This window comes from Avrilella dinanensis (assembly GCF_002807015.1).
Lineage (GTDB): Bacteria > Bacteroidota > Bacteroidia > Flavobacteriales > Flavobacteriaceae > Flavobacterium > Flavobacterium dinanensis.
This window is the reverse complement of sequence record NZ_NIPO01000001.1, coordinates 420952-434083: the sequence shown is the minus strand read 5'-3', so window position 1 is coordinate 434083 and position 13132 is coordinate 420952. Positions and strand designations below refer to the sequence as shown.

Annotated in this window: 14 protein-coding genes; 6 read left to right on the top strand and 8 right to left on the bottom strand. The window is 36.6% G+C overall.

Annotation, left to right across the window (positions count from 1 at the left end; translation table 11 throughout):
* Positions 1 to 16: 16 nt before the first annotated feature.
* The 5 genes from CDL10_RS02055 to CDL10_RS02035 all read right to left on the bottom strand — a co-directional run bounded on the left by CDL10_RS02055 (position 17) and on the right by CDL10_RS02035 (position 2857).
* Entirely contained in the window at positions 17 to 508 is a 492-nt protein-coding gene (locus tag CDL10_RS02055) for a VOC family protein (RefSeq protein WP_100676994.1), read from the bottom strand.
* Positions 509 to 588: 80 nt separating this feature from the next.
* Positions 589 to 1188, bottom strand: coding sequence for a YceI family protein (locus CDL10_RS02050; RefSeq protein ID WP_243389276.1), 600 nt, complete (start codon positions 1186 to 1188; stop codon positions 589 to 591).
* Between the two features lie 136 nt (positions 1189 to 1324).
* A complete protein-coding gene (locus tag CDL10_RS02045; protein ID WP_100676992.1) occupies positions 1325 to 1726 on the bottom strand; it encodes a DoxX family protein in 402 nt (133 codons plus the stop codon).
* A gap of 18 nt (positions 1727 to 1744) precedes the next feature.
* Entirely contained in the window at positions 1745 to 2392 is a 648-nt protein-coding gene (locus CDL10_RS02040; protein ID WP_100676991.1) for an NAD(P)-dependent oxidoreductase, read from the bottom strand.
* 54 nt (positions 2393 to 2446) lie between these two features.
* On the bottom strand, positions 2447 to 2857 hold the full coding sequence (locus CDL10_RS02035) for an Rrf2 family transcriptional regulator (RefSeq protein WP_100676990.1): 411 nt from the start codon (positions 2855 to 2857) through the stop codon (positions 2447 to 2449).
* Positions 2858 to 3195: 338 nt separating this feature from the next.
* Here CDL10_RS02035 and CDL10_RS02030 point away from each other — a divergent pair, with 338 nt between their 5' ends.
* Together CDL10_RS02030 and CDL10_RS02020 are read left to right on the top strand one after the other, a co-directional pair.
* A complete protein-coding gene (locus CDL10_RS02030) occupies positions 3196 to 4263 on the top strand; it encodes a branched-chain amino acid aminotransferase (RefSeq protein WP_100676989.1) in 1068 nt (355 codons plus the stop codon).
* 265 nt (positions 4264 to 4528) lie between these two features.
* Positions 4529 to 5572, top strand: coding sequence for an SRPBCC family protein (locus CDL10_RS02020; RefSeq protein WP_100676987.1), 1044 nt, complete (start codon positions 4529 to 4531; stop codon positions 5570 to 5572).
* Here the strand turns inward: CDL10_RS02020 and CDL10_RS02015 are convergent.
* The 3 genes from CDL10_RS02015 to rho all read right to left on the bottom strand — a co-directional run bounded on the left by CDL10_RS02015 (position 5559) and on the right by rho (position 8326).
* On the bottom strand, positions 5559 to 6206 hold the full coding sequence (locus CDL10_RS02015) for a hypothetical protein (RefSeq protein ID WP_100676986.1): 648 nt from the start codon (positions 6204 to 6206) through the stop codon (positions 5559 to 5561). The genes CDL10_RS02020 and CDL10_RS02015 overlap by 14 nt on opposite strands.
* 13 nt (positions 6207 to 6219) lie before the next feature.
* Positions 6220 to 6714, bottom strand: coding sequence for an RNA polymerase sigma factor (locus CDL10_RS02010; protein WP_100676985.1), 495 nt, complete (start codon positions 6712 to 6714; stop codon positions 6220 to 6222).
* A gap of 103 nt (positions 6715 to 6817) precedes the next feature.
* Complete coding sequence (gene rho, locus CDL10_RS02005) at positions 6818 to 8326, bottom strand: transcription termination factor Rho (RefSeq protein ID WP_100676984.1); 1509 nt, start codon at positions 8324 to 8326, stop codon at positions 6818 to 6820.
* Positions 8327 to 8502: 176 nt separating this feature from the next.
* Between rho and CDL10_RS02000 the strand changes: the two genes are divergently transcribed.
* The 4 genes from CDL10_RS02000 to CDL10_RS01985 all read left to right on the top strand — a co-directional run bounded on the left by CDL10_RS02000 (position 8503) and on the right by CDL10_RS01985 (position 13085).
* The gene (locus CDL10_RS02000; RefSeq protein WP_100676983.1) at positions 8503 to 8913 is read left to right on the top strand and encodes a DUF4293 domain-containing protein; all 411 of its coding nucleotides are present in this window, start codon (positions 8503 to 8505) and stop codon (positions 8911 to 8913) included.
* 138 nt (positions 8914 to 9051) lie between these two features.
* Positions 9052 to 9567 carry a hypothetical protein gene (locus CDL10_RS01995; protein WP_100678605.1) on the top strand — a complete coding sequence of 172 codons (516 nt, stop codon included), beginning with the start codon at positions 9052 to 9054 and terminating at the stop codon, positions 9565 to 9567.
* Positions 9568 to 10078: 511 nt separating this feature from the next.
* Positions 10079 to 11617, top strand: coding sequence for a L,D-transpeptidase family protein (locus CDL10_RS01990; RefSeq protein ID WP_100676982.1), 1539 nt, complete (start codon positions 10079 to 10081; stop codon positions 11615 to 11617).
* Positions 11618 to 11927: 310 nt separating this feature from the next.
* On the top strand, positions 11928 to 13085 hold the full coding sequence (locus CDL10_RS01985) for a T9SS type A sorting domain-containing protein (protein WP_100676981.1): 1158 nt from the start codon (positions 11928 to 11930) through the stop codon (positions 13083 to 13085).
* Positions 13086 to 13132: the final 47 nt, after the last annotated feature.

Below are 13132 nucleotides of genomic sequence, written 5' to 3'. Positions count from 1 at the left end.
TAAAAGTTTCAATCATTTAAAATGAAAGTTCCTTTCGTAAACCCTCCAAATCAAGAGGCTTAGTGTACATCACAATCGTTCCATCTGCATTATATTCCCACTGGTCTTGAGGTCTGTCCCAATACAATTCCACGCCGTTGCCGTCCGGGTCATTGAGGTATAATGCTTCTGATACACCATGGTCGCTAGCCCCGGTCATCGGATATTGGGCAAGACGCAAACGCTCAAAAATTGCAGCCAGATCTTTTCTTGTCGGGTACACCACAGCCGTATGATATAAACCAACGCTATTGACCGGAGCTGGTGGTAAATCTTTGCTGTGCCAGGTATTTAAACCAATATGATGATGATAACCTCCTGCAGATATAAATGCTGCCTGGTCGCCATACATCGTAGTTACTTCAAATCCTAACAAATCTCTGTAAAACCCCAGAGATTTGTTAAGATCGGCTACTTTAAGATGAACATGTCCTATGCATGTTTGAGCCGGTATTTTATAGTTTTCCATACGTTTTTTTAAGGTGTTTACTAATAATTTCAACGGATTAACTCACTTTTTTAAGCCTTATCGTTCGGCTCTTATACATTTTATTTCTCTTTGATATATTCTCCATCGACTTTTATAAGTACTTCATTGCTGATTAAAGCTTCTGGGAATTTCGTGCCGACTTCAAAATCTAAACGATTTAATTTTCCTGTAATCTGAAATCCTGCAATCTCATTACCGCTTTGAGCGTCTGTAATGGTACCACGATACCATAAATCCATTGTAACTGCTTTGGTCACACCACGCATGGTCAGGTTTCCTTTTAGTTTGTAACGATTTTTTACGTTTGTTTTTTCTACTGAAGTACTTTTAAAAGTCATCTTTGGAAAATTTTCAACATCGAAAAAATCGGCACTTCTCAAATGGTCATCACGCATTTTAATTTCTGTATCAATAGAATTTACATCTACAGACAGTTCAAAAACACCATCGCTGAAATCTGCTTTTGTAGCCGTTACACTGGATTCGAAAGCATTAAACAAACCTTCCACATCCGAAATAGTATTGTGCACAGTTGAGAAGGTTACTTTGGCGTGAGCCGGATCTACTTTCCAAGTAGTTTGAGCAAATATAGATGTGCTCATAAATAGAAAACCTATTAATAAGGTAAATAACTGGGTTGATTGTTTTAAATTTTTCATGGTTCTTGGTTTTAATTAGTATTAAATTTAATTGTTATTTACTAGATAGCAAATGTTTGTCTGTTAATATTTTTATTGGGGTACTTTATACTTTCTCTAATAATGCTAAATCTGTCAGACCTATTATTAAAATACGTTAATCCCATTGATTGTGAGTGGATAATGCATATTTTTCACCACCTGTAAAAATCAATCCTAAGCCTCCGAATAAGAATAAAGCGATGCCTTCGTGTAGCCAAGCACCTGATTTCCCGAGGGCAAATAATGGGTCTATATGTGCCATCAAAAAGGCAACTACCATTACACCTGTGTAGGCTACCGCTGCCAAACGCGTTCTGAAACCGACAATCAGCAACAGGGCAGCGAGGGTTTCGCCCAGATGTACTCCATAAGCCAGAAAGCCGGGAAGTCCTACTTCTGCCAGCATTCCTTTGATGCCATCTACTCCGTTAATCAATTTGTGAATGCCGTGTAGTAACATCAATATTCCTAATGTTAAGCGAAAAATCAATAATCCTACGTCTATATTTCTTTTCATTTTCTTGAATTTATAATTTTAATATGCTGCTGTAAAACGTTCTTGGTGGTGTTTTGGCTCTTGTACTTCGTCTAATAAAACCACGGCTACATCTTCCGGCGAAAGCTTAGAAATATTATTTTCATCAAAAACAGGATAATCTTTCCCTAAGCGATATTTACCGGTTCTTCCTTCGGTTATGCCGGGGTGCATTTCGATAGCCGGACTAAAAAACGCCCAATCCAAGGTTGTTTCTTCTTTCAAAGCATTCAGATAATCTCTTGCGGCTGTTGCTCCGGGTTTGATTTCTGCCGGGAAATCCGGAGAATCTACCAATTGCTGATTTTCATTGGCATACAAACTACCTGCACCACCCACTACAATCATTCTTTGCACACCGGCTTGTTTTGCCGCTTGCTGAATGGATTTTGCACCCGAGAGGAAATCATCGTATAGATTAGGGTTCGTCCAACCCGCATTGAACGCACTGATGACCACATCTTGATTTTTCAAGACTTCCGAAAGCTGGTTTACATTGTTCACGTCCACAGATACTTTGTTGACGTTTTCAGCCGAAATGTTTTCTGTTTTTCTGGCGATGGCTGTTACCTCCAAACCTCTGTTAAGGGCTTCATTTACTAATTTTGAACCTACAAATCCTGTGGCTCCGATAATGGCTACTTTCATACTTTTATTTATTTAATTTGTAATAACTTTTGTTACATTTATAGGTAAAAAAATTTATTTGAACTGCTCTATGAAATTTTTCAAAGATTTATTTTTCAAATGATTGACAACGATTTCATCTGTTTGGTTAAACAATTTTTCCAATTCTGTATTTATCTCTTTTCCGATCGGGCATTTAGTATTTGTACAAGTATTTTTCTTACCCAATACATTGGAATTTTTCACAGCATTAAAAATATCTGCCATTGAAATTTCACAACTCGATACTTGTAGCATCGTACCGCCTTCTTTTCCTTTTTTACTTTGCACCCAACCTTTTTTATGCAAAACAGCAAGCTCTTTCCGAACAATAACCGGATTGATGTTAATGCTTTCGGCAATCCATTCCGAACTCATCCATTGGTCGGGATATTTCGCTAATATTGTAAGGATATGAATGATGGTTGCAAATCTTGTGTTGTTCATAATGGCACAAAGGTAAGAACAATTTTTAAATGTAACAAATTTTATTACATTTATTTTTTAACTCATTATATTTTCTAAAATATACTGTCACTAACTTCGGAGTATTACCTAATGTCATAATATCATGAATACAATTTTTGAACGATTGTTTTACGTAAATGGTAAGCTCTTTTCCTCAAAAGTTGCCTGGCTAATATTTCTACTTCAGTTAATGTAATAATCCGATATCTGCAGATAATCAAAAACTAATGAAGCAAAAAGGCGGTATAATTAGTACTAATTGATTATTTTTGCAATAACTTTCTAAGATTGATAAAAAACAATAAAACAGTACGATTATGAATACATCTTTAGACATTAAAATCACGAAAACAGCTACCTCAAAAATAGAACAATGTGATTTTGATAATCTAAAATTCGGAGCTCAGTTTACAGATCATATGCTGGTTTGTGAATATGAGAATGGCAGGTGGAGCGAGCCTGAAATAAAACCTTATGCACCAGTTACTTTAGACCCGTCAGCGAGAATATTCCACTACGGACAGGCGATTTTTGAAGGAATGAAAGCTTATAAAGATGAACAAAACCAGGTATGGTTGTTCAGACCCGATGAAAATTTCCGACGGTTTAATAAATCTGCTGTTCGGCTGGCAATGCCCGAAATCAGTGAGGAAATATTTATCGGCGGACTCAAAGCTTTAGTCAGAACTGATGAACAATGGGTTAAAAAAGGGTTAGGCAATTCGTTGTATATCAGACCATTTATGATTGCTACTCAAAGTGGTGTTATCGCCAGTCCGTCTGAGAAATTTTTATTCTGCATCATTCTTTCGCCAGCAAAATCTTATTATTCCGGCAAAATCAAAGTAAAAATAGCTGATTATTACAGCCGTGCTGCCAATGGTGGAATCGGAGCGGCTAAGGCAGCGGGGAATTACGCCGCACAGTTTTATCCGACCCGATTGGCTCAGGAAGAAGGTTACAATCAGGTTATCTGGACTGATGACGCCACGCATACCAAACTGGAAGAAGCCGGTACAATGAATGTGTTTTTCCGTATAGATGACACTTTGCACACTGCCCCGGTTTCAGACAGAATTCTGGACGGTGTTACTCGGAAAAGTCTGATTGATTTGGCTAAGCATTTGGGTATCAATGTGAAAGTAGAACCGGTAGAAGTAGAGCGTATTCTAGAAGCTGCTAAAAATGGTAGTCTGAAAGAGATTTTCGGGGCAGGTACTGCCGCAGTAATTAATCAGGTAGAAGGATTTGCTTATAAAAATGATTATTATCAGTTACCCGAAATGGCAGATGAAGATGCTTTTGCCCTTCAGCTCAAAGAAGGTTTAACTCGAATCCAGAATAAATTGTCTGACGATGTATTCGGCTGGACAGTTCAAGTATAATTAATAAATCTGCCTGGCGATTTTGTCTTGTCGGGCAGTCTTTTTTCTATGTTTACAACGGGTAGAATTGTTTTTTCCTTATTGTTTGTGATTGTATTTATAGCGGTAGTTGCCTATATGTACCGTAAAGATTTGAAAATACATCAGATTTACTATAAAAATACCAAATGGATTTTAATAGCTATTTTTTCCTTTATCGGTATATTATTTTTGATAAAAATGTGGCTGAAACAATAAAAAATGTTACTTTTGGGATAAAAAGTTTATGAAAACCCTAAAGTATGTTTTATTATTGCTGCTTCTGACAGCAGTTTCTATTACCGTTTTTGTAGCTACACAAGACGGCAGGTTTTCCATTGAAAATGAAAGAGAAATAGAATTACCTAAAAGTACCGTTTTCAATTATATCGCCGATTTGAAGAATTGGGATACCTGGCATACCGATAATAAGCAGAAAAGCGTAGTCGATTCAGTATCCAGAGGAATAGGAGGGGTGTTGCAGTATGGCGATATAAAAGTTTATACCCGAAAATATTTTCCGAATGACAGCCTTACTTTTACCTTGGAAAATCACCCGGGAATAACCGAATATCAATTTAAATTTATAGATAATAATGACGGCGGAAGTAAAGTTAAACTACGAACTTCCGGCGAAATGGATTTTTTGACCAAACTGAAAGTGCTTTTCAGAGGCAAAGAAACTATTTTGGGTGAATACAACAGAAAAGCATTGAACGACATCAATTATTTTCTGACCAGAGAATTATCTACTTTTTCTGTGCAAAATGTTGGTTTGGTACATTTGCCTGAAACTTTTTATATCAAAAAATATGTTGAATCAGATTTGAATAATCTCGGAATGAGTATTTTCGGAGCTATCGAGAGTTTGCAAAAATTTGTGAAGGATAACCCGGATATCAAAGTCAAAGACAACCCGTTTTCGATTTTTTCGGAAGTAGATTTTATTTCCGGAAAATTGTCGTATGAAGTGTGTTTACCGATAACAGAAGAAATTTATACCTCAGACGGAAGTGATATCATTAGTGGAAAACAAGCAGCAACCTATGGGTATAAAACGATTATGGTGGGCGATTATTCACACAGCGACAAAGCCTGGGCAGAAAACGCACAAGCGGTGGAAGAATATGGTTTAACGCCACACCCGACAATCAAATCTATCTCGGTATATAACACGTCTATTTTGGACACACAAAAACCGTCGGAGTGGGTAACGGAAATCATCACGCCGGTTAACGAAACTGTTTTACCTGAAAAAGTGAACCGCGATACTGCTGTTATTCCTCAGTAACTTTTTCAATTTTGATTAATTCCTGATAATTTTTGTTCAGTCGTTTGAGCAGCCAACCGTACAAAAGTCGGTAGAATACCCAAATAATACCGGTAATTACTCCGATGAAAATCAACAGGAAGAAAATCATAATCGTGTTTACCAACCAGTTGACAGGAGTAAATCCAGCCTGATTTTGTATAGAAATACCGATAATTCCACCAACAATCATGTTGATGAGCACGAATATAATATTGAAAGCGATGTATCTTTTGACCAGTTTGTTGGTGGTAAGAATGCTTTCGGTCAGGTTTTTGGTATTGTCGGTTACGGAAACCGCCCGATACAATCGGAAAAAACGAACCATAAAATAAATAATTACCGGGTAGAAGACGAAGTAAGAAACGTATTCAACAGTATAAATTAACGCATGATTTTTTTCGCCAAAATCCTGTGCCAGCTTTTCGCTAAAATCGGAATAGCTGGACAGTATATTCAGTCCCAACCAAAATATAAATTCCAAAATGCTGATAATCAGAATCCATTTCAAGGTAGATGACGACCGTTTCTGAATCATTTCTCTCAATTCATCGGTCTTTATTTTCGGATATTCGGTTTTGTTCCAATATTTTCTTAGTAAATCTAACTCTTCCATCACATTGTCTATATTACGGATTTACAATCTTCTTTAATTTTGTTTTTACTCTGTTCATTTTCACGCGGGCATTAACCTCCGAAATACCAAGTGTTTCAGATATTTCGGCATAATCTTTTTCTTCCAGATACATATACACCAAAGCTTTTTCAATATCGTTCAACTGATGAATTGCCTGATACAGAATTTTGAGTTGCTGTTCTTCCTCATCGTTGTAATCATCATATTTCAGCTTAAAAGAATGCAATTCCAGTTCGGTAGTTTTTACCTCTTTTTTTGATTTTCTGAAAAGTGAAATGGCGGTGTTCAGTGCAACACGGTAAGCCCAAGTTGAAAACTTAGAATCGCCCCTGAAATTGGGATAAGCATGCCAAAGCTGGATAGAAATTTCCTGAAACAAATCTTTATGAGCATCTTCATCAGACGTATAAATCCGACAAATCTTATGGATAATATTCTGATTTTTATCCAACAATACCAAGAATTCTGCTTCGGTTTCCGGTGCCATATTGTATGAGTAACAAAATTGAGGTAAAAGTTACAGCTTTTGTCTCAAAAATAAAAAGTTTCCATATACCGGAAACTTTTTATTGATTTTATTTTTTGAACTACTACTCATTCAAAGTCATTAAAAACTCTTCGTTGGTAGTAGTTTTTCTTATTTTGTCATGGATAAGATTCATGGCTTCGAGAGGGTTCATGTCAGCAATATGATTGCGGATAATCCACATTCTCTGGGCAATAGCCGGGTCGAGCAAAATGTCGTCTCTTCGTGTGCTGGAAGATACCAAATCCACCGCCGGGAAGATGCGTTTGTTTGCCAATTTTCGGTCGAGTTGCAGCTCCATATTACCGGTTCCTTTAAACTCTTCAAAAATCACTTCGTCCATTTTTGAGCCGGTATCAATCAGAGCCGTGGCGATGATACTCAGTGAACCGCCATTTTCGATATTTCTTGCTGCACCAAAAAATCGTTTAGGTTTTTGCAAAGCATTGGCATCAACACCACCGGAAAGCACTTTTCCGGACGCGGGTTGAACGGTGTTATACGCACGAGCCAACCGTGTGATAGAATCGAGCAGAATAACCACATCATGACCACATTCTACCAATCTTTTGGCTTTTTCCAATACGATATTCGCCAGTTTAACGTGCTTGTCGGCAGGCTCGTCAAAAGTAGAAGCAACCACCTCGCCACGTACGCTACGTTGCATATCTGTTACTTCTTCCGGGCGTTCGTCAATCAACAAAACGATAAGATAAACCTCCGGGTGATTAGACGCGATTGTGTTAGCAATGTCTTTGAGTAACATGGTTTTACCTGTTTTAGGCTGAGCCACAATCATTCCGCGTTGTCCTTTTCCGATTGGAGCAAAAAGGTCGATAATCCGGGTAGAAACCGAAGATTTTCCTGAAGATAAATCAAACTTTTCCTGCGGGAATAATGGGGTCAGGTGCTCAAATGCAATTCGGTCTCTGACATCGCCGGGATTGTGTCCGTTGATTTTGGTAACCCGAATTAAAGGGAAAAACTTTTCGCCTTCTTTCGGCGGGCGGACGATTCCTTTTACGGTATCGCCTGTTTTAAGACCGAACAAACGGATTTGTGACTGAGAAAGATAAATATCGTCCGGAGAAGAAAAATAACCATAATCTGATGAACGCAAAAAACCGTATCCATCGGGCATGATTTCCAACACACCTTCGGTTTCTATGATGCCTTCAAATTCATAATCCGGCTCACGAAAATTCTTTTTATTATTATTGTTTTTGTGGTGTTTGTTGTTGTTTTGATTTTCGCCGTAGTGTTTTTCCTTTTTCTCAGGTTTATTGGCTTTTACAGGTGGGTTTTCTGTATTTTTGGAATTGTCGTTCTGGTCAGGCGTTTCGTTTTCTGTTTTCTTAGCTTTAGCAGAAGTATCTTCGTTTGTAGCGATTCTCTTTCTTTTTGATTTTCCCGAATTTTGATTTTCCGGTTCTGCCTCGGGGCTACTGTTTTGGCTGTCAAGAATGGCTTGAATTAAGTTGCCTTTTCTCATGTATTTGTACCCTTTGATAGCTAATTTATTAGCAATTTCTTGAAGCTCAACGAGTTTCTTTTGTTCTAATGATTCGAACATAATTATGTTTTAATGTAAAAAAGATATATTTATTTCTGAAATTCTGAAATGAAAGATTCGCAATCATGAAGTATCTCGCGACTTTTCACGTGCAATATTACAATAAATTTTCTTATATACAATAGCTTTGTTCTAAAAAGAAAGTTTAAATTTGCCCGACAAATAACACTTTTTTTATGATACAACGCATACAATCGGTTTATTTACTATTGGTTTTCGTGATTTCGGGCGTGCTTTCGCTGTTTATTCCGTTATGGAAAAACATGGACGGCGTGGATTTTTATGCGGCTCAAAATCAATGGTATGTTATTTTGTTCGGCTTGTCTGCCGCTTTAAGTATCTTTTCTCTATTAGGCTATAAGAAAAGACAAACTCAATTTGTATATAATAGAATAAATATATTATTAAACTTTATTTTAATAGGATTATTCGTGTATCAGACGCTAAATCTATCCGGAGAAACGACAGTTTCAGAGAAGGGTATTGGGATGTTCCTCCCGCTTGTTTCTATCATTTTGTTAGCCTTGGCCAACAAAGCCATCAAAAGGGACGAGAATCTCGTAAAATCTGCTGATAGAATACGATAAACCTATCATCTTAGTTAATTTAGTGCGTTAAAAAGCCGGCGATTTCAGCCGGCTTTTTGTTTTTTTATGCGATATGAATTTTCTTTCCGACTATTGTGCAAAATTACTACCTTTGCAGAGCAAAATATCAAATTAAATATGATTCACAAAAATATTAAACTCTTAGTTGTTGCTGTATTAGTAGGATTGGCAGTGTGGCAGTTTACCGAGCGACACATCGGAAACGGAATTTTTATCCTTATTCTTTCTCTGATTGTATTGCTGTTCTATTTTAAAAATGAAATTTTAATCATGACGCTGTTCAAATTGAGAAAACAAGACATGGACGGTGCTAAAAAAATGCTTGATAAAATCAAAAATCCGCAAGGAGCATTGTTGCAAAAACAAGAAGGTTATTACAACTATCTCAACGGAATTGTGGTATCGCAAACGAATCTGACACAAGCGGAAAAGTTCTTTAAAAGAGCTATTGAATTGGGCTTGAACCAGAGGGAAGATTTAGCCGTGGCAAAGTTGCAGCTCGCAGGTATTGCCATGACCAGAAGGAGAAAGGTGGAAGCGACCCGTTTGTTGAACGAAGCACAGAAATTAGACCGTAAAAATATGCTGAAAGACCAGGTCAAGATGATGAAACAACAGATGAAAAAGATTTAATAATTACGATAAATCAAAAACGGGTTTTTTACGAAACTCGTTTTTTTTATGATTAAAAAAATATATTTTGGGACAAATATCATTATTTTTGTAATAATGAATGATTAAAGTTTTTTAGTACACGACAAAAAACACAAATATCTCATTTATAAATTATTGTTAATCTACCACAGATGCACAGATGATTTTTTTTGTTTAAAATGGATTAAAATTCCACAGATTTTATTGAATGCACAGCATTCAATATTCGTGAAATTATTATTTGAAAAAAATTATTTTTGAAATTTATATCTGTGCATCTGTGGCTAACAATTAAATCTTTATCTTTCTGGTATTTATAAATTTTGTCGTGTACTAATTTAAATTTTGTAAAGTTCAAAGTTGGGCTGATTTCCGAAAGTTGAAAAACGATTGAATAATTTAAAATTTTGAACGTGAAATTTCAACTTTAGTGGTGCACACTTTAAACAAAAGAAACTTTAAACTTTAAATAAACTTATAAATAAAGTATATGAAATACCTTCATTTGATATTGGTTTTTACCTTGTTTGTTGCTTGCGAAAAAAGTAAAGATTTGGTAGGAGAAGTGCTTGATATTGAGAAAGAAACCCTTCCTTCGATAAAAGTTACTCAGCAAGAGCTACAATGGACGACACAAAACCTTGTTGATTTTTATAAAAATCAGGATAATAACACTTTATGGAATTCCCGCGATAAGCGGAGCGAACTGCTTGACGCATTGATGTCTGCTCAGAAGGACGGACTTAATCTAGAAAGTTATCCGATTACGGAATTATTTAATTTTAATTTAAGCTACAATCAGTTGGGAGCTGAAAAAAGAGCTGAGGCTGATTTGTTGTACACCAAAACGTTTTTAAAGCTCGCCAAACATTTGGCAGAAGGAAGAATTAATCCGAAGAAATTTTACGGCGATTGGGAAGCTTACAAGAAAAATATAAATTATGAGGAAGTTTTGCTTTCTGCAATTTCAGATAATACTGTAGAAGAAGCGCTGGAGCAAATCACGCCCAAAAACAGCTATTATAAAGGGTTGAAAGAGGCGTATGCGGAATATAACCAACTTATAAAAAAAGACACCATTCGTCCGATAAAATCATCAGAACAGTCAAAAATTGTCTATCAACTGGCGTTGTTTGGCGATTATCAATCAGATAATAAAGATGTTTCTTCAGAAGAATTAACTGAGGCTGTAAAGCAGTTTCAGCAAAGAAACGATCTTGCTCAAACAGGAAAAATTGATGAAAACACTTTAAAAAAATTAAACATTCCGGTTAAGGATTTGACTAAAAAGATATTGGTTAATCTGGAGCGGGCAAGATGGATTCCTGATGATTTGGGCGACAAATATGTGCTGGTAAATATTCCTGAAGCCCGGTTATATTTGATTAATGACGGAAAAATAACAGACAAGCACACCGTTGTTGTCGGTAAACCCGAACGCAGAACGCCGGTATTGTCATCGCAGTTCAGCCAGTTGGTTATCAACCCGACGTGGACAGTTCCGCCGACGATTCTTAAAAAAGATTTGACGCCAAATGCTTCGCAGGACAGCACTTATTTTTCGAGAAACAATATGATTATCTATGATAATAAAGGAAAAGAAGTCAGTCCGGAAGATTGGGACGCCGAAAATGCCAAGCAATACAGGTATGTGCAACAGCCCGGAGGAAGCAACTCTCTGGGATTGATTAAATTTGATTTTCCGAATAATCACATGGTATATCTGCATGATACCAATAGCAAATATTTGTTTGACCGAAAAAACAGAGCATTGAGTTCGGGTTGCGTGCGTGTACAAAACCCTTTTGACCTCGCTGATCATATTCTGAAGCTGGAAAATGACCCGAAAACCAAAGAAGATTTGTTAGAATTGGTGGAAAAAGAAAAAACGAAGTTTTTGCCGTTAAAAAAGCAGGTAGGCGTACATCAGTTATACTGGACGGCGTGGAAAGACCAAAACGGACAAATGCAATTCAGACAAGATGTTTATGACTTTGATGACGGTTTGTATGAGAAAATAAATTTGTGATTAGGCAAGAGGCAAAAGCCAAGAGTTTTCAGTCGTCACTTTGTTACTTCGTTACGGCTATCAAAACTTGAAACAAAAACGAGCAACATTCATCAACATATTGACTTATCTCGACAAAGGAGGAATCTCAAAAACCGGCATGAACCTGCGAACTGAACGCAGTAAAAAGACTTGTAAAGTTTTATCTTACAGGTCTTTTTTGTTTAAATCAACAATGTATAATTATAAATGTTAAATTTTTCCTCAACCATTTTGTATAATAAAATATAATTTCTATATTTGATACCATAAACTTTAAAAAAACAATATCATGATTAAAAATTTATTTTTTGCAGCAACAGCATTTGTTGCTATTTCGATGAGTGCTAATGCACAGTCGGTAACTTGGACTCAAGACCAGATTGCGGAAACAGCAGATGGAGTAACTTTAGCGGATGATGGTGCATATAATATTTATCCAGGCGGTATGTTAGAAGGGACTCTTACTGCTGTTGAAATTACAGCAACAAAAGTGTCAGGAACTACTCCGGCAGGTGAACTGGGTATTTATATAACTCCAGATAGTGGGTTTGCACTGGGAGGTTTATTATATGCAGGGGGTAGTAGTAATGCAGCTATACAAGCAGAACAATGGTATTCTTGGCCAAATGATGATGGAACTACTATTTCAGGTACAATTACTCTTGATACGCCTATTGAGTTTACAGCGACGACTTATGTTCGTTTAGTAAATTTATATCTTCAAGAAACTGAAGCTACATGGGATGATGTTACTGTAACTCTTTATGGAGTTTCTGAGTTTAGTGGAGATTATTGTCAAAGCTTTGCAGCCGGTCCTTGGACTGATTTTAATAATCCAGAGAATGACTGGGGTGGAGGAGCTCCTACAGAAGAGGGACAAACGCATGAAATTACAGAGTTTGAGGTTTTTGCTTCAGAATCTTATGTTATAGACGGATTTATTGCAGGTAACGAATATACTTTTAGTATTTGTAATGGAGCTGGAGCTGGAAGTTGGGATGTAGATTTTACTGTTTTCTCCCCAAGTGGAGAGGTGGTAGCTTATGGAGTAGATGATGATAGCCCTTGTTCTATAACATGGGTAGCTACAGAAGATGGAACTTATCGAATTGGAATTAGCGAAGCAGGAAATTGCGGAGTTCCAAATGCTATTGATAATGGATATCCGGCAATAACTAACAATGGTGTAGCATCTACCGAAAACTTCGCTAAGTTAGGCTTAAATGTATTCCCTAATCCGGTAAGTGATATTGTAAACATCACTTCACCAGAGGCAAACATTGAGGCAGTAACTATCACTGACCTAAACGGAAGAACTGTAAAATCAATCAACTTCAACAATGTGGCAGAAACTACTGTTGACGCATCTGATTTAGCAAGTGGTATTTACTTAATGAACATTACAGCTAACGGTACTGTGGCAACACAGAAAATCGTTAAAAAATAATAAAGGATTAAATTTACTCATAATAGATTTTAATTATTCATTATTTT